Annotated in this window: 29 protein-coding genes and 1 pseudogene; 20 read left to right on the top strand and 10 right to left on the bottom strand. The window is 71.8% G+C overall.

The genetic code is table 11. The features are described 5' to 3' along the window. Window positions 1–97: 97 nt before the first annotated feature. The 4 genes from ACILQ5_RS18740 to ACILQ5_RS18755 form a co-directional block, all read right to left on the bottom strand. A complete protein-coding gene (locus ACILQ5_RS18740; protein WP_395659548.1) occupies window positions 98–1,486 on the bottom strand; it encodes an ABC transporter substrate-binding protein in 1,389 nt (462 codons plus the stop codon). Window positions 1,487–1,817: 331 nt separating this feature from the next. Continuing rightward, window positions 1,818–2,528 carry a tetratricopeptide repeat protein gene (locus ACILQ5_RS18745; protein WP_395659549.1) on the bottom strand — a complete coding sequence of 237 codons (711 nt, stop codon included), beginning with the start codon at window positions 2,526–2,528 and terminating at the stop codon, window positions 1,818–1,820. Between the two features lie 60 nt (window positions 2,529–2,588). Beyond that, window positions 2,589–3,398, bottom strand: a complete 810-nt coding sequence (locus tag ACILQ5_RS18750; RefSeq protein ID WP_395659550.1) for an RDD family protein — start codon at window positions 3,396–3,398, stop codon at window positions 2,589–2,591. A gap of 25 nt (window positions 3,399–3,423) precedes the next feature. Beyond that, complete coding sequence (locus tag ACILQ5_RS18755) at window positions 3,424–4,164, bottom strand: alpha/beta fold hydrolase (RefSeq protein WP_395659551.1); 741 nt, start codon at window positions 4,162–4,164, stop codon at window positions 3,424–3,426. Between the two features lie 22 nt (window positions 4,165–4,186). On the opposite strand from ACILQ5_RS18755, the gene ACILQ5_RS18760 reads away from it, so the two are divergent. Beyond that, entirely contained in the window at window positions 4,187–5,182 is a 996-nt protein-coding gene (locus tag ACILQ5_RS18760; protein ID WP_395659552.1) for a stage II sporulation protein M, read from the top strand. 12 nt (window positions 5,183–5,194) lie between these two features. On the opposite strand, the gene ACILQ5_RS18765 is transcribed toward ACILQ5_RS18760, so the two are convergent. Genes ACILQ5_RS18765 through ACILQ5_RS18790 form a run of 6 tightly spaced genes read right to left on the bottom strand, consistent with a single transcriptional unit; the run spans window position 5,195 to window position 10,840 of the window. Next, complete coding sequence (locus tag ACILQ5_RS18765) at window positions 5,195–6,487, bottom strand: DUF58 domain-containing protein (protein WP_395659553.1); 1,293 nt, start codon at window positions 6,485–6,487, stop codon at window positions 5,195–5,197. 16 nt (window positions 6,488–6,503) lie between these two features. After that, the gene (locus ACILQ5_RS18770) at window positions 6,504–7,469 is read right to left on the bottom strand and encodes an AAA family ATPase (protein ID WP_395659554.1); all 966 of its coding nucleotides are present in this window, start codon (window positions 7,467–7,469) and stop codon (window positions 6,504–6,506) included. Beyond that, complete coding sequence (locus ACILQ5_RS18775; protein ID WP_395659555.1) at window positions 7,466–8,578, bottom strand: DUF4350 domain-containing protein; 1,113 nt, start codon at window positions 8,576–8,578, stop codon at window positions 7,466–7,468. The genes ACILQ5_RS18770 and ACILQ5_RS18775 overlap by 4 nt, the downstream gene beginning before the upstream one ends. Beyond that, window positions 8,575–9,174, bottom strand: coding sequence for a DUF4129 domain-containing protein (locus tag ACILQ5_RS18780; RefSeq protein ID WP_395659556.1), 600 nt, complete (start codon window positions 9,172–9,174; stop codon window positions 8,575–8,577). Before ACILQ5_RS18780 ends, ACILQ5_RS18775 begins: the two co-directional genes overlap by 4 nt. After that, the gene (locus ACILQ5_RS18785; RefSeq protein ID WP_395659557.1) at window positions 9,171–10,319 is read right to left on the bottom strand and encodes a hypothetical protein; all 1,149 of its coding nucleotides are present in this window, start codon (window positions 10,317–10,319) and stop codon (window positions 9,171–9,173) included. Before ACILQ5_RS18785 ends, ACILQ5_RS18780 begins: the two co-directional genes overlap by 4 nt. A gap of 29 nt (window positions 10,320–10,348) precedes the next feature. Continuing rightward, a complete protein-coding gene (locus ACILQ5_RS18790) occupies window positions 10,349–10,840 on the bottom strand; it encodes a carboxymuconolactone decarboxylase family protein (RefSeq protein ID WP_395659558.1) in 492 nt (163 codons plus the stop codon). Window positions 10,841–11,243: 403 nt separating this feature from the next. On the opposite strand from ACILQ5_RS18790, the gene rpsJ reads away from it, so the two are divergent. From rpsJ to ACILQ5_RS18885, 19 genes and pseudogenes are all read left to right on the top strand, one after another. Continuing rightward, window positions 11,244–11,552 carry a 30S ribosomal protein S10 gene (gene rpsJ, locus ACILQ5_RS18795; RefSeq protein ID WP_008360994.1) on the top strand — a complete coding sequence of 103 codons (309 nt, stop codon included), beginning with the start codon at window positions 11,244–11,246 and terminating at the stop codon, window positions 11,550–11,552. 8 nt (window positions 11,553–11,560) lie between these two features. Beyond that, window positions 11,561–12,223 (top strand): 50S ribosomal protein L3, encoded by a 663-nt coding sequence (gene rplC / locus ACILQ5_RS18800; RefSeq protein ID WP_395659559.1) that lies wholly within the window; start codon window positions 11,561–11,563, stop codon window positions 12,221–12,223. Window positions 12,224–12,225: 2 nt separating this feature from the next. Next, on the top strand, window positions 12,226–12,900 hold the full coding sequence (gene rplD / locus ACILQ5_RS18805; RefSeq protein ID WP_395659560.1) for a 50S ribosomal protein L4: 675 nt from the start codon (window positions 12,226–12,228) through the stop codon (window positions 12,898–12,900). Beyond that, entirely contained in the window at window positions 12,897–13,202 is a 306-nt protein-coding gene (rplW, locus tag ACILQ5_RS18810; RefSeq protein ID WP_343909185.1) for a 50S ribosomal protein L23, read from the top strand. Before rplD ends, rplW begins: the two co-directional genes overlap by 4 nt. 29 nt (window positions 13,203–13,231) lie before the next feature. Further along, window positions 13,232–14,068, top strand: coding sequence for a 50S ribosomal protein L2 (gene rplB / locus ACILQ5_RS18815; RefSeq protein WP_395659561.1), 837 nt, complete (start codon window positions 13,232–13,234; stop codon window positions 14,066–14,068). 6 nt (window positions 14,069–14,074) lie between these two features. Next, entirely contained in the window at window positions 14,075–14,356 is a 282-nt protein-coding gene (gene rpsS, locus ACILQ5_RS18820; RefSeq protein WP_343909183.1) for a 30S ribosomal protein S19, read from the top strand. Continuing rightward, window positions 14,353–14,781: a 50S ribosomal protein L22 gene (gene rplV, locus ACILQ5_RS18825; RefSeq protein WP_395659562.1), complete on the top strand. Its 429-nt coding sequence runs from the start codon at window positions 14,353–14,355 to the stop codon at window positions 14,779–14,781. The genes rpsS and rplV overlap by 4 nt, the downstream gene beginning before the upstream one ends. Continuing rightward, window positions 14,781–15,608: a 30S ribosomal protein S3 gene (gene rpsC, locus ACILQ5_RS18830; RefSeq protein WP_395659563.1), complete on the top strand. Its 828-nt coding sequence runs from the start codon at window positions 14,781–14,783 to the stop codon at window positions 15,606–15,608. Before rplV ends, rpsC begins: the two co-directional genes overlap by 1 nt. A 3-nt stretch (window positions 15,609–15,611) precedes the next feature. Further along, window positions 15,612–16,031: a 50S ribosomal protein L16 gene (gene rplP, locus ACILQ5_RS18835; RefSeq protein ID WP_395659564.1), complete on the top strand. Its 420-nt coding sequence runs from the start codon at window positions 15,612–15,614 to the stop codon at window positions 16,029–16,031. Next, window positions 16,031–16,270, top strand: coding sequence for a 50S ribosomal protein L29 (rpmC, locus tag ACILQ5_RS18840; protein ID WP_395659565.1), 240 nt, complete (start codon window positions 16,031–16,033; stop codon window positions 16,268–16,270). The genes rplP and rpmC overlap by 1 nt, the downstream gene beginning before the upstream one ends. Next, window positions 16,267–16,536 carry a 30S ribosomal protein S17 gene (gene rpsQ / locus ACILQ5_RS18845; RefSeq protein ID WP_395659566.1) on the top strand — a complete coding sequence of 90 codons (270 nt, stop codon included), beginning with the start codon at window positions 16,267–16,269 and terminating at the stop codon, window positions 16,534–16,536. The genes rpmC and rpsQ overlap by 4 nt, the downstream gene beginning before the upstream one ends. Before the next feature lie 94 nt (window positions 16,537–16,630). Beyond that, entirely contained in the window at window positions 16,631–16,999 is a 369-nt protein-coding gene (rplN, locus tag ACILQ5_RS18850) for a 50S ribosomal protein L14 (protein ID WP_017932847.1), read from the top strand. 3 nt (window positions 17,000–17,002) lie between these two features. Continuing rightward, a complete protein-coding gene (gene rplX / locus ACILQ5_RS18855) occupies window positions 17,003–17,368 on the top strand; it encodes a 50S ribosomal protein L24 (protein WP_395659567.1) in 366 nt (121 codons plus the stop codon). After that, the gene (gene rplE, locus ACILQ5_RS18860; RefSeq protein ID WP_395659568.1) at window positions 17,368–17,946 is read left to right on the top strand and encodes a 50S ribosomal protein L5; all 579 of its coding nucleotides are present in this window, start codon (window positions 17,368–17,370) and stop codon (window positions 17,944–17,946) included. The genes rplX and rplE overlap by 1 nt, the downstream gene beginning before the upstream one ends. Window position 17,947: 1 nt before the next feature. After that, a complete protein-coding gene (locus ACILQ5_RS18865; RefSeq protein WP_011757321.1) occupies window positions 17,948–18,133 on the top strand; it encodes a type Z 30S ribosomal protein S14 in 186 nt (61 codons plus the stop codon). A gap of 66 nt (window positions 18,134–18,199) precedes the next feature. Continuing rightward, window positions 18,200–18,607 (top strand): 30S ribosomal protein S8, encoded by a 408-nt coding sequence (gene rpsH, locus ACILQ5_RS18870; protein ID WP_395659569.1) that lies wholly within the window; start codon window positions 18,200–18,202, stop codon window positions 18,605–18,607. A 29-nt stretch (window positions 18,608–18,636) separates the two neighbouring features. Continuing rightward, window positions 18,637–19,176, top strand: a complete 540-nt coding sequence (rplF, locus tag ACILQ5_RS18875; RefSeq protein WP_395659570.1) for a 50S ribosomal protein L6 — start codon at window positions 18,637–18,639, stop codon at window positions 19,174–19,176. 2 nt (window positions 19,177–19,178) lie between these two features. Continuing rightward, window positions 19,179–19,562 (top strand): 50S ribosomal protein L18, encoded by a 384-nt coding sequence (rplR, locus tag ACILQ5_RS18880; RefSeq protein WP_395659571.1) that lies wholly within the window; start codon window positions 19,179–19,181, stop codon window positions 19,560–19,562. 37 nt (window positions 19,563–19,599) lie between these two features. Continuing rightward, window positions 19,600–19,826 (top strand): annotated as a pseudogene (locus tag ACILQ5_RS18885) (30S ribosomal protein S5); the annotation flags it as partial.

Here is a 19,826-nt window from a genome sequence, read left to right on the forward strand (position 1 = left end):
GGGGGGGGGGGGGGGGGGGGGGGGGGGGGGGGGCCCCCCACACACCCCCCCGGGGGGGGGGGGGGGGGGGGGCCCCCCCCCCGGCGCCGTCAGGCGATCAGGAACTCGGCCAGGAGTTCTCGACGTTGGTGAGGGCCTGGTCGGTGCTCTCACCGGTGATCCAGGCGGTCATCTCCTTCCAGAAGGTGCCGGCGCCGACGGCGCTGGGCATCTGGTCGGAACCGTCGAAGCGGAACACGGCCTCGGGGTCCTGGAACGTCTCGGCCGACAGGATGTCGATCGGGCTCGTCAGGTTGTCGATGTCGAGACCCTTGTTGGCGCTGACCCAGCCGCCACCCGGGGTGGCCTTGGCCTTCTCGTTGGCCCACACGTCGGTCGACAGGTAGGTCTGGAACGCCTGGACCTCCTGGCGGTCCGAGAACGCGGTGACGAACTCGCCGCCGCCGAGGACCGGCTTGCCGAACTCCTCGCTCATGGTCGGCAGGTAGAACGCGAAGACGTCACCGTCGGGCGCCACCTTGGTGCCCTCGGGCCACTGGGCGGCGTAGAAGCTGGCCATCCGGTACATGGCGCAGTCGCCCTTGAGGATCGGCAGGCCGCCGTCCTGGAACGCGGTGGTCGCGATCGAGTTCACGTCGCCGAATCCACCGTTGACGTACTTGTCGTCCTTGAGGATGGTGCCGACGTCGTCCAGCGCCTCCTCGACCTTCGGGTCGTTGAACGGGATGTCGTGGTTGACCCACTGGTCGTAGACGTCGGGACCGGCGGACCGGAGCAGCGCGTCCTCGAGCCAGTCGGTGCCCGGCCAGCCGGTGGCGTCGCCGGACTCGAAGCCCGCGCACCAGGGCTTGACGCCGCTGGCCTCGATCTGGTCGGACAGCTTCAGCATGTCGTCCCAGGTCTCGGGGACCTTCCAGCCGTTGTCCTCGAACATCTTGGGCGAGTACCAGACGAACGACTTCACGCTCGCGCCCAGCGGGGCGGCGTAGAACTTGCCGTCGACGGTGCCGTAGCCCTTCCAGTCCTCGCCGAACCACTTGTCGACGTTGTCGACGACCTGCGAGGGGGCCTCGACGGCAGAGCCGGAGGAGACGACCGTGTTGAGCAGGCCGGGCTGCGGGATGTAGGCGATGTCGGGCGCGTTGCCCGCCTTGACCCGGACGACGAGCTGCGTCTCGAACTGGTCGGAGCCCTCGTACTTCACCGTGGCGCCGGTGCAGGTCGTGAACAGCTTGTAGGAGTCCTCCTGGGCCTGCTGCTCGGGCGCCAGGATCGAGGTGTAGACCGTGACCTCCTTGCCGGTCAGGTCACCGAAGTCGGCGAGCTGCTCGAGGCCCTTGCACTCGGACTTGCCGTCACCCGGCCAGGTTCCGCTGGCGGAGCTGCTGCCCCCGCTGTCGCTGCTCGCGCAGCCAGCCAGGACGAGCCCGGCGGTCACCAGAGCGGCAGCCGCAGCCGCCCCCCGGCGCGTGTTGCGTGATCGCATGCGTACTTCCCTTCTGCGTTTCTCAGCAGGTCCGTTCCGTGGGACCGCATGTGCCCGGAACCCGCTCTCCGTCGAGGACGATGCAAACGTTTACGCAACGGCTCGTCAAGGCGGACCGATAACGTTTTCGTAACGCACGTCACATTTCGGTGGGAACGCTCCCATCGCACGGTTCGCCGATCGCCCGGCGGGCCTGCGTCGAACATCGTGGTGCCTCGCCGGCCACGGCCGTGCCCGACGCCGCCCATCCTCCGGCCGCCGTCTCGTCACCGGCAGGGACCTTCGCCCGCTGCTGGGCGGCCGATGTGCCCGGCCCGCGCCGGGGCGCGGCTCAGCCGCCGAGCAGGGCGAGCTCCTCGTCGACGTACGGGTCGTCCAGGCCGGCCGCGTCGAGCTCGGCCCGCAGGGCCCGCTGCGTCGCGAGCGCCTCGTCGGTACGGCCGAGGTGGCGCAGCGCCCAGGCGACCATCCACCGGGAGACCCGGACGTCCTCGGCGCGGCCGATCCGTTCGCGGGCGGCGAGCGCCTGCTCGAAGGCCGTCAGGGCCGAGGGCCAGTCGCCGGCGTCGGCGTGCACCATCCCGATGTTGGTCAGCAGGGAGGCGTCCCAGTCGCGGGCCGCCGGGTCGCTGCTGCGCCGGGCGAGCTCCAGCGCGCGCTCGGTGGTCCGGAGCCGCTCGGCCGGCTCCGCCACGAGCGCGACCATGTGGACGGCGTCGACGACGAGCGCGTCGTCGGCGGCCGACGTCGCGGCCCGTTCCGCGGCCTCGAAGTGCGCTCGCGCCTCGTCGGGACGGCCGCTCGAGCGCAGCAGCCGGCCGCGCTCCAGCGCCACGTGGGCCGCCACCCGGTCGTCCCCGACCGGCACGCCGTCGAGGAGCGCGTGGCCGTCGTCGTAGCGCTCCTGGAGCCCGAGCGCCCGCGCGACCTGGGTCAGCAGCACAGCCCGCTCGGCACCTGCGGCGAGGTCCGCGGCCGCCCGGAACCGCTGCTCGGACCCCACCGGGTCCTCGAAGTCCCACAGGGCCCGCAGGTCGGTCATGGCCACATCGTCGCAATCCACGCGCCGCGGAGCGAGCCTGTCCGGGCCGGTCAGCGCCGGTCAGCGCCGCGCGGTCAGCCGTCGGCGCAGGTCGGCCTCGCGGGCCAGCCGGGCGGCGTCCCGGTCGCGCCGGGCGGCGACCACCGCCGCGAGGAACGCCTCCGGAGGGGTGCCGGGCGGAGGCGGCGGGGCGACGTGGGCGCTCACCGCGTCCGCGAGCCGGCCACCGACCTCGGCGCGCGACACCGGGTCGATCTGCGGGAGCCGGCCGAGGTACTGGCGCACCGCCAGGGCGAGCCCGGTGGGGAGGGACGACATGTCCGCGCCGGCGGCCCAGTGCGCGAGCTGCCGCGGCATCGGCACCGGCGGTGCCAGCTGCAGCCGGACCCGCTCCCGCACGACGTAGGTGCCGGCGGCGTAGTCCCCGAGCCGCTTGCTCCGCGGGCTGAGCAGCGCCGCGAAGAACGCGGGGCTGCCGAGGAAGACGTAGATCTCGACGACGCCGATGAGCGCCCGGACGAACGCGTGCTGGAAGGAGATGGGCCCCGCGTCGTCGCGGACCGTGCGCAGCCCGAAGCAGAGCTTGCCGACCGACTTGCCCCGCGTGAGCGTCTCGATGGCGGTGGGGTAGACGAGGAACGACACGATGATCGCGGCGAGCATCGCGACCTCGATCAGCGCCTCGTCGGTCGGCAGCGCGGCGACGACCAGGCCGATGACCAGGGCGATGAGGAGGGCGAAGGTGAGCGAGACGTCGATCAGGCCGGACGCGATCCGCGACCCGATGCTCGCCGGCGGCAGGTCGAGGGCGACCGCCTCTCCGGTGACCAGGTCGTCGGTCGTGAGCGTCGCGAACTCGTGGGCCGCCATGGTGCGGCCAGTGTAGGAGCCGGGCTCACCGGAGGGCGGCCAGGATCTCCGGCCAGCCCGCGAGCAGGATCGAGAAGTGGCGCTCCCGGTCGTCCGGCCAGGTGCGCACCGGGCAGCGGACGTCGTCGAGGCCGGCGTCCCAGGGTCGGAAGGTCAGGGCGGCGTCGCGGAGGTAACCGTCGTGGTCGGCGAGGGCCTCGCGGACCGAGGCCGCGACCTCAGCCGGTGTCCTCGTCGCCCTGAGCAGGGTGGCGTCGGCGGGCGGCAGGTCGGCGAGGAACCGGTCGCTGAGCGCGTGGTCGTCGGGGTCGTCGGGCCGGACCCGGGCGACCCACTCCTCGAGCTCGGGCCGGAACCGTGCGACGACCTCCTCGACCGTCCCGCGCTCCTGCCGGCGGCCGTCCGGGCCGGCGGCGAGCCCGAGGGCACGCACGCGATCGGGGTGCCGCGCCGCGCACACCAGCGCGTACGCCGTACCGACGGACATGCCGAGCGCGGCGAACCGGTCGATGCCGAGGAGGTCCGCGACCCGGACGGTGTCGTCGGCGACCGAGGACTGCGTCGAGGCGTGCCGCGTGGAGAGCCCGTAGCCGGGCCGGTTCACCGCGACCAGGCGCACGCCGAGCGCGGCGGCCGCAGGAGCGCCGGTCATCGCCGCGTGCCGCGTGTCCGGGCAGCCGTGGAAGAAGACGACCGCGGGGCCGTCGAGGCCGTTGTCCCAGTACTGCGCTGCCCGCCCGTCCGGGAGCGTGATGACCTCGCGCACGACCTGACCCTAGGCTCCGGGCATGGACCTCGACGCGTACGTCGCCGCGCACGGGTCCGAGTGGCGCCGGCTCGAGGTGCTGACGCGCAAGCGCCGGCTCAGCGGCGCGGAGTCCGACGAGCTGGTCGAGCGGTACCAGCAGGTCGCGACCCACCTGTCGGTCGTGCGCACCTCGGCGCCCGACCCGTCCCTCGTCGCCCACCTGTCCTCACTGCTCTCGCGGGCCCGCAACCGCGCCGTCGGCACGCGGACGGGCACGTGGCGCGGTGTTCGCTTGTTCTTCGTCGAGCGGTTCCCCGCCGCGCTCTACCGGCTGCGCTGGTGGTGGCTGGGCACCATGGCGGCCTGCGTCGTGGTGACCGCGGTGATGATGCTGTGGCTGCTGCAGCACCCGAACGTCGAGCAGAGCCTGCTGTCGCCCCGGGAGGTCGACCAGCTGGTGCAGCACGACTTCGAGGACTACTACAGCGAGTACGCCGCCAGCCACTTCGCCGCCCAGGTCTGGGTCAACAACGCCTGGGTGACCGCCCTCTGCCTGGCGCTCGGGGTGCTGGGCCTGCCGGTGGTCTACCTGCTCTTCTCGAACATCGAGAACCTGGCGATCATCGGCTCGATCATGATCCGGCACGGTCACGCGGGGCACTTCTGGGGCCTGATCCTCCCGCACGGGATGCTGGAGCTGACCGCGGTCTTCGTCGCCGGTGGCGTGGGGCTGCGGCTGTTCTGGTCGTGGATCGAGCCCGGGGCGCTGACCCGCGCACAGTCGCTCGCCCACGAGGGCCGCACCGCCGGCACCGTCGCCCTCGGGCTCGTGGCGGTGCTGTTCGTCAGCGGCTGCATCGAGGCCTTCGTGACGCCCTCGCCGCTGCCGACCTGGGCCCGCATCGGGATCGGCGTGCTGGCGGAGGCGACCTTCCTCGCCTACGTCTTCGTCCTGGGTCGTGCCGCCCACCACCGGGGGCTCACCGGGGACATCGACGACGCGCTTCTCGAGGACCGGGTCGCGACCCAGGCCTGAGGGCGCCGCCCGTCACAGCAGCCCGCGCGCCTTGAGCGCCAGGTAGTGGTCGGCCAGCGCGGGCGGCAGCTGGTCGGCGTCGGCGTCGACGACGTCCACGCCCAGGGCCCGCAGCAGGCCGGCGGTGTAGGCCCGACGACCGATGGCCTGCGCGGCGGCTGCGGCGTCGTACACCTCGTCCAGCGTGGCGTGGCTCGACGCCAGCTCCTCCAGCGCGGGGTCGCGCACCGAGGCGAGCACGACCCGGTGGTGGCGGGTGAGCGAGGGCAGCACGGGGAGCAGCCCCTCCTCGACCGCGGCCGGCTCGAGCGGGGTCAGCAGCACCACGAGCGCTCGCTGGCGCCCGAGCGCGGTGACCGCCCCGGCGAGCGTGCTCCAGTCCGCCTCGGCGATCACGGGCTGCAGGTCCGCCATCACCTCCTGCAGGTGGGCGGCGACGTCGCGCGCTCCGGCCGCCCGCAGCCGGGCCCGCACGCGGCGGTCGCCGGCCACGAGGTCGACCCGGTCGCCGGCCCGGGCCGCGAGCGCCGCGAGCAGCAGCGCGGCGTCCATCGCGGAGTCCAGGCGCGGTACGTCGCCGACCCGGCCGGCCGAGGTGCGGGAGGTGTCGAGCACCAGCACGACGCGCCGGTCCCGCTCCGGCTGCCAGGTGCGCACCACGACGGTCCGGCTGCGTGCGCTCGCGCGCCAGTCGATGGACCGGACGTCGTCGCCGCGCACGTACTCCCGCAGCGAGTCGAACTCGGTGCCCTGCCCGCGGACCCGCACGGCCGCCCGGCCGTCGAGCTCGCGCAGCCGGGCCAGGCGGCTGGGCAGGTGCTTGCGGGAGTCGAACGGCGGCAGCGACCGCACCGCACCGGGGACGTCGCGGGTGCGCTGGCGGGCGGCGAGGCCGAGCGGCCCGCGCAGCCGCACGGTGACCCCCGTCGCGCGCAGGTCGCCGCGGCGGCGGGGCAGCAGCGGGGTGCGCAGCACCACGCGGTCGCCGGCGCCCAGGGCCAGCCGGTGCCGGTTGCCGGAGGCGCCGGCGGTCGGCTGCCACGCGTCCCGGAGCACTCCGCGGGCCCGCCGGCTGCCCGAGCTGGTGACGACGAGCCGGGTCTCCGTGGGGTGCCCGAGGCGCACCGCCCCGACCTCGGGCCGCTCGACCTGCAGGGTCGAGGGCGCCGGCGCGAGCAGCAGGTCCACGCCGACCAGGAGCGCCACGGCCAGCACCCACAGCCACACCGTCCCGGTGGACGGGCGCAGCACGACCGGCACCACCCCCAGGAGGAGCAGCAGCGGGACCCGGCCGGAGATCGTCATGGTCGTCGCGGACCCGTCATCGCGGCACCGCGACCGAGCCGAGCGCGGAGACCAGGACCTGCGCCACGTCGACCCCCTCGAGCTCGGCCTCGGGTCGCAGCCCCAGCCGGTGCACGAGGGTCGCGTGGGCCAGCGCCTTGACGTCGTCGGGCGTCACGAAGTCGCGACCGGTCAGCCAGGCCCAGGCGCGGGCCGAGCGCAGCAGCGCGGTCGCCCCGCGCGGGCTGACCCCGAGGCTCAGCGACGGCGACTCCCGGGTCGCCCGCGCGATGTCGACGACGTACCCGGCGACCTCGGGACTGACCTGGACCCGGCCCACCGCCGCCCGGCCCGCGGCGATGTCCTCGGCCCCCGCGACCGGACGTACGCCGGCGGCCGCGACGTCGCGCGGGTCGAAGCCGTCGGCGTGCCGGCGGACGATCTCGAGCTCGGCGGCGCGGTCCGGGATCGGCAGCACCACCTTGAGCAGGAACCGGTCGAGCTGGGCCTCCGGGAGCGGGTAGGTGCCCTCGTACTCGACCGGGTTCTGCGTCGCGGCGACGAGGAACGGCCGGGGGAGCGGGCGCGAGACGCCGTCGACCGACACCTGGCCCTCCTCCATCGCCTCGAGCAGCGCCGACTGCGTCTTCGGCGGGGTCCGGTTGATCTCGTCGGCGAGCAGCAGGTTGGTGAAGATCGGCCCCTCCCGGAAGCTCAGCTCGCCCCGGTGGCTGTCGATCACCATCGAGCCGGTGATGTCGCCCGGCATCAGGTCGGGGGTGAACTGCACCCGCCGGGTGTCGACCGACAGCGCGCCGGCCAGGGTCCGGACCAGCAGCGTCTTGGCGACGCCGGGCACGCCCTCCATCAGCACGTGGCCCCCGCACAGCAGGGCGACGAGCAGGCCGGAGACGGCGGCGTCCTGGCCGACGACGGCCTTGGCGACCTCGGTGCGGACGGCGGCGAGCCGTTCGCGTGCCGCGTCGGGGGAGATCTCGGTCATGGTCGGCGTACCTCTCTGTCGAGCTCGGCCAGGCTGCTGGCCAGGGTGATCAGGTCCTGGTCGGACGCAGGGTCCGGGGCGCGGGGGCCGAGCAGGGCGTCGACCTCGGCCGCAGGGCGTCCGGTGTGGCGGGCGAGCTCGCGCACCAGGGCGTCGGGGTCCACGCGCGCGCCGAGGCCGAGCCGGTCGGCAGCCCGCTGCCGGGCGGCGGCGCGCAGCACCCCGGCGGCGTGCGCCCGGTCACCGGCGCGCCGGTAGAGGCGCCCGCGGCTGCGGGTCGTCTCGACGGCCTTGACGACCACGGGCAGCGGCTCGACGGCGAGCGGCCCGAGGCGCCGGGCCCGCCACAGCATCAGGGCGAGCACCGCGACCGCGCCGAGGACCAGGCTGGGCCGGAGCCAGTCCGGCAGCAGGGTGCTGAGGCTCACGCCGTCGCCGGCGACCAGGTCGTCGAGGGTGGGGACGTACCAGACGAGGCGGTCGGTACCGCCCAGCAGGCGCAGCGCGACCGCGGCGTCGTCGGCGCGCAGCACCTGGTCGTTGGAGAGCACGTCGCCCGCGCCCAGCAGCACCAGCCCCGGCCGTGGCTCGGCGACGAGCGACCCGTGCTGACCGGTGAAGCAGCCGTCGTCGACGGGGTACTCCAGGGCCGTGTCGACCACGAGGTCGAGCCCGTCGAGCGTCGGCTCCGCGCAGTCCGCGGGCCGGGGGTCGTCCAGGGCCACGCGGTACGGCGGCGCCGAGACCCCCAGCGCCCGGGTGGTGCCCGGTCCCGGCTCCACGACCACGAGGCGGCCCTCGGCCGTGTCGTCGCGCAGCCGGCTGATCGTGCTGCGCCCGAGCAGCTCGCTCGACGTGACGACGACGGTCGTGTCCGCGTCCACCCCGGCGCGGTCGAGCCCGTCCGCGTCGCGGACGACGGTGACGTCGACGCCCTGGTCGGCCAGGACCCGGGCCACGGCCTGGGCGCCCGCGGGGGCCGGGTTGTCGGGGTCCAGGCGGGCGCCCGTGCTCGCACCCCGGCCGGTCAGCGCCACGACCGCCACCGCCACCACCAGGCCGGCGAGGACGACGACCGTCGCCCGGTGCCGGCGCAGCCAGGCGCTCACGTGCGCCCGGCCAGGGCGTCGTCGAGCCCGAGGACCTCGGCCGCCTGCTGCGGCGTGGCCGGCCGGTCGCCGTACCGGACCTCGTCGAAGAGGGTGGCGGTGCGGTCGACCCGGCCGCGGGCGTCGGGGTGCGCGGCGCCCACGGCGCGCGCGACCTCGTGGGCGGTGGCGCCCGGGAGGTCGTCGAGCCGGCCGCGCTCGACCTGGCGCACGGCGAGCGCCCGGAAGCCGTCGACCACCGCGTCGGCGTTGCGTCCCTCGGCCAGCGCCTGCTCGGCACGCCGGCGCAGCTCCGCCGCCGTCAGCACCTCGTGCTCGCCGACCACCGCCCGGTCCCGTCCCGCCCGGGCGGTCCGGCGGGCGCGGCTGAGCAGCCAGCCCAGCCCGAGCGCCAGCAGCAGGAACGCCACCATCGCCGCGAACGTCGAGAGCGGCGGTGCGCCCGACGCGGCGTCGACGGTGCCGTTGACGAACCGGTCCAGCCAGTCGAGCAGCTGCTGGACGACGTCGTGGCGGTGGTACTCGGGCCGGACCAGCTCCTGCTCGAGCAGGCGACGCGCCTCGTCGGGGGAGGGGTCGAGGGGCGGCTGGCTCACGAGATCCCGGCCTGCGCCATCAGCTCGACGTCGTACGCCTCCTTGCGCATCCGCTGGTCGAGGTACTGCAGCGAGCTGACCGCGGCGCTGAACGGGGTGACGAACGCGGTCTGGACGACGGAGCCGAGCGCGGTGAGGACCACCGTCGTCAGCGCGAGGTACTGGCTGTCGGGGACGACGACGCCGACCACCTGCGCGGCGATCGAGAACGGCAGCGACAGGAAGCTGCCGGCGATGCCGGTGATGATCGCGGTCAGCAGGCCGATGCCGAGGGTGCGCCAGAACTGCTTCCGGGTCAGCCGGAACCCGCGGCCGATCGCCGCGAGGATGCCGGTCCGCTCGATCATCAGGGCCGGCACCGGCAGGTAGTAGACCCGCACCCACCACCACACCGCCAGCGCGAGGAACGCGGGCACGGTCACCAGCCCGAAGACCACCACGAACCAGGTCGGCATCAGGAGGGCGACGGCGACCCAGAGGCCGACGTAGACGACGAGGGCACCGAAGGCCATCAGCCCGAGCACGACGGCCAGGCCGACCAGGCGCCACCGCGAGCCGCGGGTCTCGGCCCAGGCCTCGCCGAGCGAGAGGCGGCGGCCGATCGCCGCCGCGGCGACGACACGGGCGACCATGCCGGTCACGAGGAGCAGGCCGATGCCCTGCAGCAGGGTGCCGACCAGGAGCGAGCCGCTGGTGCCCACGACCGCGAGCGCCTCGCCGGTGGAGACACCCGAGGTGCCGTCGGAGGTGAGGTCGACGGCGAAGGTGAGCACCGCCGTGAGCAGCACCGGGAGCGACATCGAGACGGCCGCGACGAGGACGGCGGAGCCCACGGTCGCCCGGGGGTTGAACCGGATGATGCGGAAGGCGGCGTCGTACATGTCCCCCAGGCCCAGGGGCCGCAGCGGGATCGCCCCGGGCTTGTGCGCGGCGCCGAGCATCCCGGGCGGCATCCCGGGCGGCATCCCCGGCCACGTGCCGGGCGGCATCCCCGGCGGCATCCCCGGCGGTACGCCGGGTGCCCCGGTCTGCGGCGCGGGACCCCAGCCGGGCCGCGGCGGGGGTGGCGGCGGCTGCCACCCGGGCGGGGGCGGGCTGCCGGACGGCGGACCTCCCGGCGGCGGGTAGGCGGTGTCCCCGGGCACGGGGAGACCCTAGCCCGTCACGGTCGCGCTCAGCGCTGCGCGAACCCGCTCGGGAGCACGCACTCGGCGTCCAGCCCGAGGACGTGGTTGAGCCGGCCGAAGGCGAGCCACGAGCCGAGGCACATCGTCAGCTCGACGATCTCCTGGTCGGTGTACTCGGCCTTCATCCGGGTCCAGAACCCCGGGTCGAGACCCTCGTGGTCGAGGGCGTAGCGCTCGGCGTACTCGGCCGCGAGGCGGGTCCGCTCGTCGAAGGCCGAGGTCGTGCGCCACGCCGTGACGGACTCCGGGAAGGAGTCCTCGACGGTGACGCCGTCGCGCTCGGTGCGCCAGTCCTGGCAGAACAGGCAGCCGTTGACCTGGGCGATCCGCAGCCGGGCCGCCTCGAACTCGCGCAGGCCCAGCGTGGAGTGCTCGTAGACACTCATGGAGAACCGGGAGGCGGCCACGCCGATGTGCGGGACCATCTCCCCCCACACGTGCATGATGGGGTCGACGCCCTCGGGCAGGTCGATGATCATGCGGAACCGTAACCGGTCCCGCAGGGCCCCGTCCCGGCGACTCGACGTGCTCGTCCAGCCGGATTTGGCCTGCCGGGCGTTCTCTGCCAAGATAGTCCGGTTGCTCCGGCGGGTTGCCGGGGTGCGCCACACCTTGACTGTTGAATCGGCGTTTCCCGAGGGTTCAGTGGTCCGGCGTGCGGCCGCACCGAACCTGGAGACCCGATGAGCCCGGCCCCTTGACGGGGGATCCGGGCGCCACCGACACCACGAGATCCCCAGCGGTTCGTGTTGTGCCACCAGGCCCGACACGCCCGACCGCGGGGGTCGGCGAGGGAGCGGGGGAGTGACGGGGACCGACTCAAGCCGGAGGACGTCCCGGACAACGCACGCGGTACTGAACGAGTGAGGACGAGAGAGACCTATGGCGGGACAGAAGATCCGCATCAGGCTCAAGGCCTATGACCACGAGGTGATCGACACCTCGGCGCGCAAGATCGTGGACACGGTGACCCGCACGGGCGCCAAGGTCGCCGGCCCGGTGCCGCTGCCGACCGAGAAGAACGTGTACTGCGTCATCCGCTCGCCCCACAAGTACAAGGACTCCCGCGAGCACTTCGAGATGCGCACCCACAAGCGCCTCATCGACATCATCGACCCCACGCCGAAGACCGTCGACTCGCTGATGCGGCTCGACCTGCCTGCCGGCGTCGACATCGAGATCAAGCTCTGAGGTCTGACATGAGCACATTCGAACGCAACGTGAAGGGGCTGCTGGGCACCAAGCTCGGCATGACCCAGGTCTGGGACGAGAACAACCGCGTCGTCCCGGTGACCGTCGTCGCCGCGGGCACGAACATCGTGACCCAGGTCCGCACCCCCGAGACCGACGGCTACAACGCCATCCAGGTCGGGTTCGGCGAGATCGACGGCCGCAAGGTCACCAAGCCGCAGGCGGGCCACTTCGTGAAGGCCGGGGTCACCCCGCGCCGCCACGTGGTCGAGATCCGCACCGCGCTCGCTACGGACTACACCGTCGGCCAGGAGCTGTCGGTCGACACCTTCGCCGCCGGTGAGGAGATCGACGTGACAGGGACCAGCAAGGGCAAGGGCTTCGCCGGTGTCATGAAGCGGCACGGCTTCGCCGGTGTCTCCGCGTCCCACGGTGCCCACCGCAACCACCGCAAGCCGGGCTCGATCGGCGCCTGCGCGACCCCCGGTCGCGTGTTCAAGGGTGTCCGGATGGCCGGCCGCATGGGTTCGGACACGGTCACCACCCAGAACGTCACCGTCCACGCCGTCGACACCGAGAAGGGCCTCATCCTGCTCAAGGGCGCCGTTCCCGGCCCCAAGGGCGGCCTCGTGGTCCTCCGCTCGGCCGCCAAGAAGACGCAGGAGGTCTGAGCATGGCGACCACCGACAAGGCTCCCGCGAAGAAGACTGCCGCGAAGAAGACCAGCGCCCCCAAGAAGGCGAAGGTCGACCTGCCCGCGGAGATCTTCGACGTCGAGGTCAACGTCCCCCTGATCCACCAGGTCGTCGTGGCCCAGCAGGCCGCTGCGCGCCAGGGCACGCACGCCACCAAGACCCGCGGCGAGGTCCGCGGCGGTGGCCGCAAGCCCTACAAGCAGAAGGGCACCGGCCGCGCCCGTCAGGGCTCGACCCGCGCGCCGCAGTTCGCCGGCGGTGGCACCGTCCACGGCCCGCAGCCGCGCAAGTACGACCAGCGCACGCCCAAGAAGATGAAGGCCGCCGCCCTCCGCGGTGCCCTCTCGGACCGGGCCCGCAACGACCGCATCCACGTGGTGGAGTCGCTGATCAGCACCGAGGCGCCGTCGACCCGCACCGCGATCGCGGCGCTGGCGACCATCTCGGAGCGTCACAACTTCCTCGTGGTGCTCGAGCGGACCGACACCGTCACCTGGCTCTCGCTGCGCAACGCGCCCGAGGTGCACATCGTGGCGGTCGACCAGCTGAACACCTACGACGTGCTGGCCTCCGACGACGTCGTCTTCACGCAGGGCGCCTACGACGCCTTCGTGAGCGGCGCCGGCAAGGCCACCGAGGAGGCGGCGAAGTGAGCACCCTGCACAAGGACCACCGCGACATCCTGCTCGCCCCGGTCGTGTCCGAGAAGAGCTACGGCCTGCTCGACGCGAACAAGTACACCTTCCTGGTGCACCCCGACGCGAACAAGACCGAGATCAAGATCGCGGTCGAGAAGGTGTTCAACGTCAAGGTGACGTCGGTCAACACGATCAACCGCCCCGGCAAGACGCGCCGCACCCGCAACGGCATCGGCAAGCGCAAGGACACCAAGCGCGCGATCGTCAGCCTCGCCGAGGGCGACCGCATCGACATCTTCGGGGGTCCGGTCTCCTGACCGGGCGCGTGGAAGAGGACTGAGAAGACATGGCAATCCGCAAGTACAAGCCGACTACCCCGGGCCGTCGCGGCTCGTCGGTCGCCGACTTCGTCGAGATCACCCGGACCACCCCGGAGAAGTCGCTGACGCGTCCGCTGCCCAAGAAGGGCGGCCGCAACAACCAGGGCCGGATCACCACCCGGCACCAGGGCGGCGGTCACAAGCGTGCCTACCGGATCATCGACTTCCGTCGCTACGACAAGGACGGCGTGCCGGCCAAGGTCGCGCACATCGAGTACGACCCGAACCGCACCGCCCGGATCGCGCTCCTGCACTACGTCGACGGCGAGAAGCGCTACATCATCGCGCCGAAGGACCTCACGCAGGGCACCCGGGTCGAGTCCGGCCCGAACGCCGACATCAAGCCCGGCAACAACCTGCCGCTGCGCAACATCCCCGTCGGTACGACCATCCACTGCGTCGAGCTGCGGCCCGGCGGCGGTGCGAAGATCGCCCGTTCGGCCGGCAACAGCGCCCAGCTGGTCGCCCGTGAGGGCAGCCGCGCGACGCTGCGCATGCCCTCCGGCGAGATGCGCTTCGTCGACGTGCGCTGCCGCGCCACCGTCGGCGAGGTCGGCAACGCCGAGCAGTCGAACATCAACTGGGGCAAGGCCGGCCGCATGCGGTGGAAGGGCAAGCGCCCGACCGTCCGCGGTGTGGTCATGAACCCGGTCGACCACCCGCACGGTGGTGGCGAGGGCAAGACCTCCGGTGGTCGCCACCCGGTCTCGCCGTGGGGCAAGCCCGAGGGCCGCACGCGCAAGCGCAAGGCCTCCGACTCCCAGATCATCCGCCGTCGCAAGTCCGGCAAGGGTAGGAAGTAACAGACAATGCCTCGCAGCCTGAAGAAGGGCCCCTTCGTCGACGACCACCTGCAGAAGAAGGTGGACGCCGAGAACGAGAAGGGCACGCACAACGTCATCAAGACCTGGTCGCGCCGCTCGATGATCGTGCCGGACATGATCGGTCACACCATCGCCGTCCACGACGGCCGCAAGCACGTGCCGGTCTTCGTCACCGACGCGATGGTCGGTCACAAGCTCGGGGAGTTCGCTCCCACCCGCACCTACCGCGGGCACGTCAAGGAAGACCGGAAGGGGCGCCGTCGATGAGCACCACCGACCGCCAGCGCGTCAGCGCGCGCCGTGCGTCGCTGCTCGGCGACCAGCCGGGTGCGTTCGCCAGCGCCCGCTACACGCGGATCACCCCGATGAAGGCCCGCCGTGTCGTCGACATGGTCCGCGGCCTGCCCGTCGACGACGCCCTGTCGCTGCTGCAGTTCGCACCGCAGGCCGCGTCCGAGACCGTCTACAAGGTGCTGGAGAGCGCCGTCGCCAACGCCGAGACCAACGAGGGTCTCGACCGCGGTGACCTGGTCGTCTCCGTCGCCCAGGTGGACGAGGGCCCGACGATGAAGCGCTGGCGCCCGCGCGCCCAGGGCCGTGCGACCCGGATCAACAAGCGGACCAGCCACATCACGCTGGTCGTGCAGCCGGCCGAGATCGCCGCGGCTGCCAAGAAGGGTGGAAAGAAGTAATGGGTCAGAAGATCAACCCGAACGGCTTCCGCCTCGGCATCTCGACCGACCACAAGAGCCGTTGGTACGCCGACAAGCTCTACAAGTCGTACGTCGGCGAGGACGTCGCCATCCGCAAGCTGCTCTCCAAGGGCATGGAGCGGGCCGGCATCGCCAAGGTCGAGATCGAGCGGACCCGTGACCGGGTGCGGGTGGACATCCACACCGCACGCCCGGGCATCGTCATCGGTCGCCGTGGCGCCGAGGCCGACCGGATCCGTGGCGAGCTCGAGAAACTCACCGGCAAGCAGGTCCAGCTGAACATCCTCGAGGTCAAGAACCCCGAGATCGACGCCCAGCTCGTTGCGCAGGGCGTGGCCGAGCAGCTCTCGGGCCGCGTGCAGTTCCGCCGTGCGATGCGCAAGGCCATGCAGACCGCGATGCGGTCCGGTGCCAAGGGCATCCGGATCCAGTGCTCGGGCCGCCTCAACGGCGCCGAGATGTCGCGCACCGAGTTCTACCGCGAGGGTCGCGTCCCGCTGCACACCCTGCGTGCCGACATCGACTACGGCTTCTACGAGGCCCGGACGACGTTCGGTCGCATCGGCGTCAAGGTGTGGATCTACAAGGGCGAGGTCGCCGGCACCCGTGCCGAGCGCCAGGCCCAGGCCGCTGCGCGCGCCGGTGTCCCCGGTCGCGGTGGCCGCCCGCAGCGTGGTGGCGACCGCCCGAGCCGCGGCTCCCGCGGCGACCGCCCGACGCGTGCGGACCGCACCGACGCCGCTCCCGCGGCGGACGCCCCGGCCGAGGCTGCGGCTCCCGCCGCCGAGACCCCGAAGGAGGCCTGAGCCATGTTGATGCCCCGTCGTGTCAAGCACCGCAAGCAGCACCACCCCAAGCGGACCGGTGCGGCCAAGGGCGGTACCCGCCTCGCGTTCGGCGACTTCGGGATCCAGGCGATCGAGGGTCACTACGTGACCAACCGCCAGATCGAGTCCGCGCGTATCGCGATGACCCGTCACATCAAGCGCGGCGGCAAGGTGTGGATCAACATCTACCCCGACCGCCCGCTGACCAAGAAGCCGGCTGAGACCCGCATGGGTTCCGGCAAGGGCTCGCCCGAGTGGTGGGTCGCGAACGTCAAGCCCGGCCGCGTCATGTTCGAGCTCTCCGGTGTCACCGAGGACGTCGCCCGCGAGGCGATGCGCCGCGCGATGCACAAGCTCCCCATGAAGTGCCGGTTCGTCTCCCGTGAGGCAGGTGAGTTCTGATGGCCACGAAGGCGCACGAGCTCGACGAGCTCAATGCCGTCGACCTCGAGGCCCGTCTCCGCGAGGCGAAGGAGGAGCTGTTCAACCTCCGCTTCCAGTCGGCCACCGGCCAGCTGGAGAGCCACGGCCGGCTCCGCACGGTCAAGAAGGACATCGCCCGGATCTACACCGTGGTGCGTGAGCGCGAGCTCGGCATCCGGACCACGCCGGGCTCGAGCAACGAGGACGGTGCCGCATGAGCGAGCAGACTGCTGAGCGGAACTCCCGCAAGGTCCGTGAGGGCCTGGTCGTCAGCGACAAGATGGACAAGACCGTCGTCGTGTCCGTCGAGGACCGCGTGAAGCACGCCCTGTACGGCAAGGTGCTGCGCCGCACGTCGAAGCTGAAGGCCCACGACGAGTCGAACAGCTGCGGCATCGGCGACCGGGTCCTGCTCATGGAGACCCGTCCGCTGTCGGCCACCAAGCGCTGGCGCGTCGTCGAGATCCTCGAGAAGGCCAAGTAACCCTCGTCCGCCCCCGGGCGGGCACCCCACCCAGTTCGGCAAGGCTCCGCGCCCGTGAGGCGCTGAGAACCAGCTCGACAACCAGGAGAAACTGATGATCCAGCAGGAGTCGCGACTCAAGGTCGCCGACAACACCGGTGCGAAGGAGATCCTCTGCATCCGTGTCCTCGGTGGCTCGGGTCGGCGCTACGCCGGTATCGGCGACGTCATCGTCGCCACCGTGAAGGACGCGATCCCCGGTGGCAACGTCAAGAAGGGCGACGTCGTCAAGGCCGTGATCGTGCGCACCGTCAAGGAGCGTCGCCGCCCCGACGGCTCGTACATCCGCTTCGACGAGAACGCCGCCGTCATCCTCAAGAACGACGGCGAGCCGCGAGGCACCCGCATCTTCGGTCCCGTGGGCCGTGAGCTGCGCGAGAAGAAGTTCATGAAGATCATCTCGCTCGCGCCGGAGGTGCTCTGAGCCATGGGGAAGAACAGCGTGAACATCAAGAAGGGCGACACCGTCAAGGTGATCGCCGGCAAGGACAAGGGTGCCGAGGGCCGGGTCATCCAGGTGCTCCGTGAGGAGCAGCGGGTGATCGTCGAGGGCGTGAACCGCGTCAAGCGGCACACCAAGGTCGTCAACCAGGGCGGCCGCGCCGGCACCACCGGCGGGATCATCACCACCGAGGCGCCCATCCACGTGTCCAACGTGATGCTCGTCGACGGTGGCGGCGTGACCCGCATCGGCTTCCGTCGCGACAAGGTCACCAAGCGCCGTCCCGACGGCTCGACCTACGAGGCGGAGCGCTCCGTGCGCATCTCCCGCAAGACCGGCAAGGAGATCTGATGACCGAGACCCAGACCACTGCCTCCGCGGCGGTCACCCCGCGTCTGAAGACCCGCTACCGCGAGGAGATCCTCCCCGCGCTGCGGTCGGAGTTCGACATCGCGAACGTCATGCAGGTGCCCGGCCTGACCAAGATCGTGGTCAACATGGGCGTCGGCGAGGCGGCCCGCGACTCGAAGCTGATCGAGGGCGCCGTCAAGGACCTCACCGCGATCACCGGCCAGAAGCCGCTGGTGACCAAGGCCCGGAAGTCGATCGCGCAGTTCAAGCTGCGCGAGGGCATGCCGATCGGTGCGCACACCACGCTGCGCGGCGACCGGATGTGGGAGTTCCTCGACCGGCTGCTGTCGCTCGCGCTGCCGCGCATCCGCGACTTCCGCGGGCTGAACCCGAACCAGTTCGACGGCCGGGGCAACTACACCTTCGGCCTGACCGAGCAGGTCATGTTCCACGAGATCAACCAGGACCGGATCGACCGGTCGCGAGGCATGGACATCACGATCGTGACGACCGCCCCCAACGACGAGCAGGGTCGCGCGCTGCTGAAGCAGCTCGGCTTCCCGTTCAAGGAGAACTGACATGGCGAAGACCGCTCTGAAGGTCAAGGCCGCTCGCAAGCCGAAGTTCGCGGTGCGGGGCTACACCCGGTGCCAGCGCTGCGGCCGGCCGAAGGCCGTCTACCGCAAGTTCGGCCTGTGCCGCATCTGCCTGCGGGAGATGGCGCACCGCGGCGAGCTGCCCGGCGTCACCAAGTCCTCCTGGTAATCACTCACACACGTTGAAGGTCGGCCCGCGGAGTCGGACCGAAACCACGACGAGAAAGAACGCATCATGACGATGACTGACCCGATCGCAGACATGCTCACCCGTCTGCGCAACGCCAACCAGGCGTACCACGACGCCGTGTCCATGCCGTACAGCAAGCTGAAGCAGGGCGTGGCCGAGATCCTCCAGCAGGAGGGCTACATCACCTCCTTCGAGGTGCAGGAGCCGGCCGAGGGCGAGGTGGGCAAGACGCTCACCATCACCCTGAAGTACGGCCGCAACCGGGAGCGCTCCATCGCGGGCGTCCGCCGCATCAGCAAGCCGGGCCTGCGGGTCTACGCCAAGCACACGGGTCTCCCGAAGGTGCTCGGCGGACTGGGCGTCGCGATCATCTCGACGAGCCAGGGCCTGCTCACCGACCGCCAGGCCAACCAGAAGGGCGTGGGTGGGGAAGTCCTCGCCTACGTCTGGTGACCACGAGAACTGCGAAGGAGTAGAAGAGCATGTCGCGCATTGGCAAGCTTCCGATCGCGGTCCCGTCTGGCGTGGACGTGGCGATCGAAGGTCCGAAGGTGACCGTCAAGGGCCCGAAGGGGACCCTGAGCCACACCGTGGCCGCGCCCATCATCGTCGAGCAGAGCGACGGCGTCCTCGACGTCAAGCGTCCTGACGACGAGCGCCAGAGCAAGGCCCTCCACGGCCTGACCCGCACCCTGGTCAACAACATGGTCGTCGGCGTGACCGACGGCTACGAGAAGAAGCTCGAGATCGTGGGCGTCGGCTACCGCGTCCTGTCCAAGGGCCCGACCCAGCTGGAGTTCCAGCTCGGGTACTCGCACCCGATCACGTTCAACGCCCCCGAGGGGATCACCTTCACGGTGGACGGCCCGACCCGCCTCGGCGTGCAGGGCATCGACAAGCAGCTCGTCGGCGAGGTTGCCGCGAACATCCGCAAGCTGCGCAAGCCCGAGCCCTACAAGGGCAAGGGCGTTCGCTACGCGGGTGAGCACATCCGCCGCAAGGTCGGAAAGGCTGGTAAGTGATCATGGCGATCTCGCTGTCGAACAACAAGCACACCTCGGCACGGACGAAGTCGCGTCTGCGTCGCCAGGTCCGCGGTCGCAAGAAGCTCTCGGGCACCCCGGAGCGTCCGCGCCTGGTCGTCACCCGTTCGTCGAAGCACATCACCGTCCAGGTCGTCGACGACCTGGCCGGCAAGACGCTGGCCTCGGCCTCCACCATGGAGGCGGACCTGCGCGGCTTCGAGGGCGACAAGACGGCCAAGGCCAAGAAGGTCGGCGAGCTCGTCGCCGAGCGTGCCAAGTCGGCCGGCGTCGAGGGCGTCGTCTTCGACCGGGCCGGCAACAAGTACCACGGCCGCATCGCGGCCCTGGCCGACGGCGCCCGCGAGGGCGGCCTCAGCTTCTGATCGCAAGATACGCAAGAGAGAGAAGAGGAACAGTCTCATGAGCGGAGCCCAGCGCGGACAGCGTGGTGGCGAGCGCCGTGGTGGACGCGACGACCGTCGCGGCCAGGGTGCGGAGAAGACCGCCTACATCGAGCGCGTCGTTGCGATCAACCGTGTCGCCAAGGTCGTGAAGGGTGGTCGTCGCTTCAGCTTCACCGCCCTCGTGGTCGTGGGCGACGGTGACGGTCTCGTCGGCGTCGGCTACGGCAAGGCCAAGGAGGTCCC

Source organism: Nocardioides sp. (genome assembly GCF_044226305.1).
Classification (GTDB): Bacteria; Actinomycetota; Actinomycetes; order Propionibacteriales; family Nocardioidaceae; genus Nocardioides.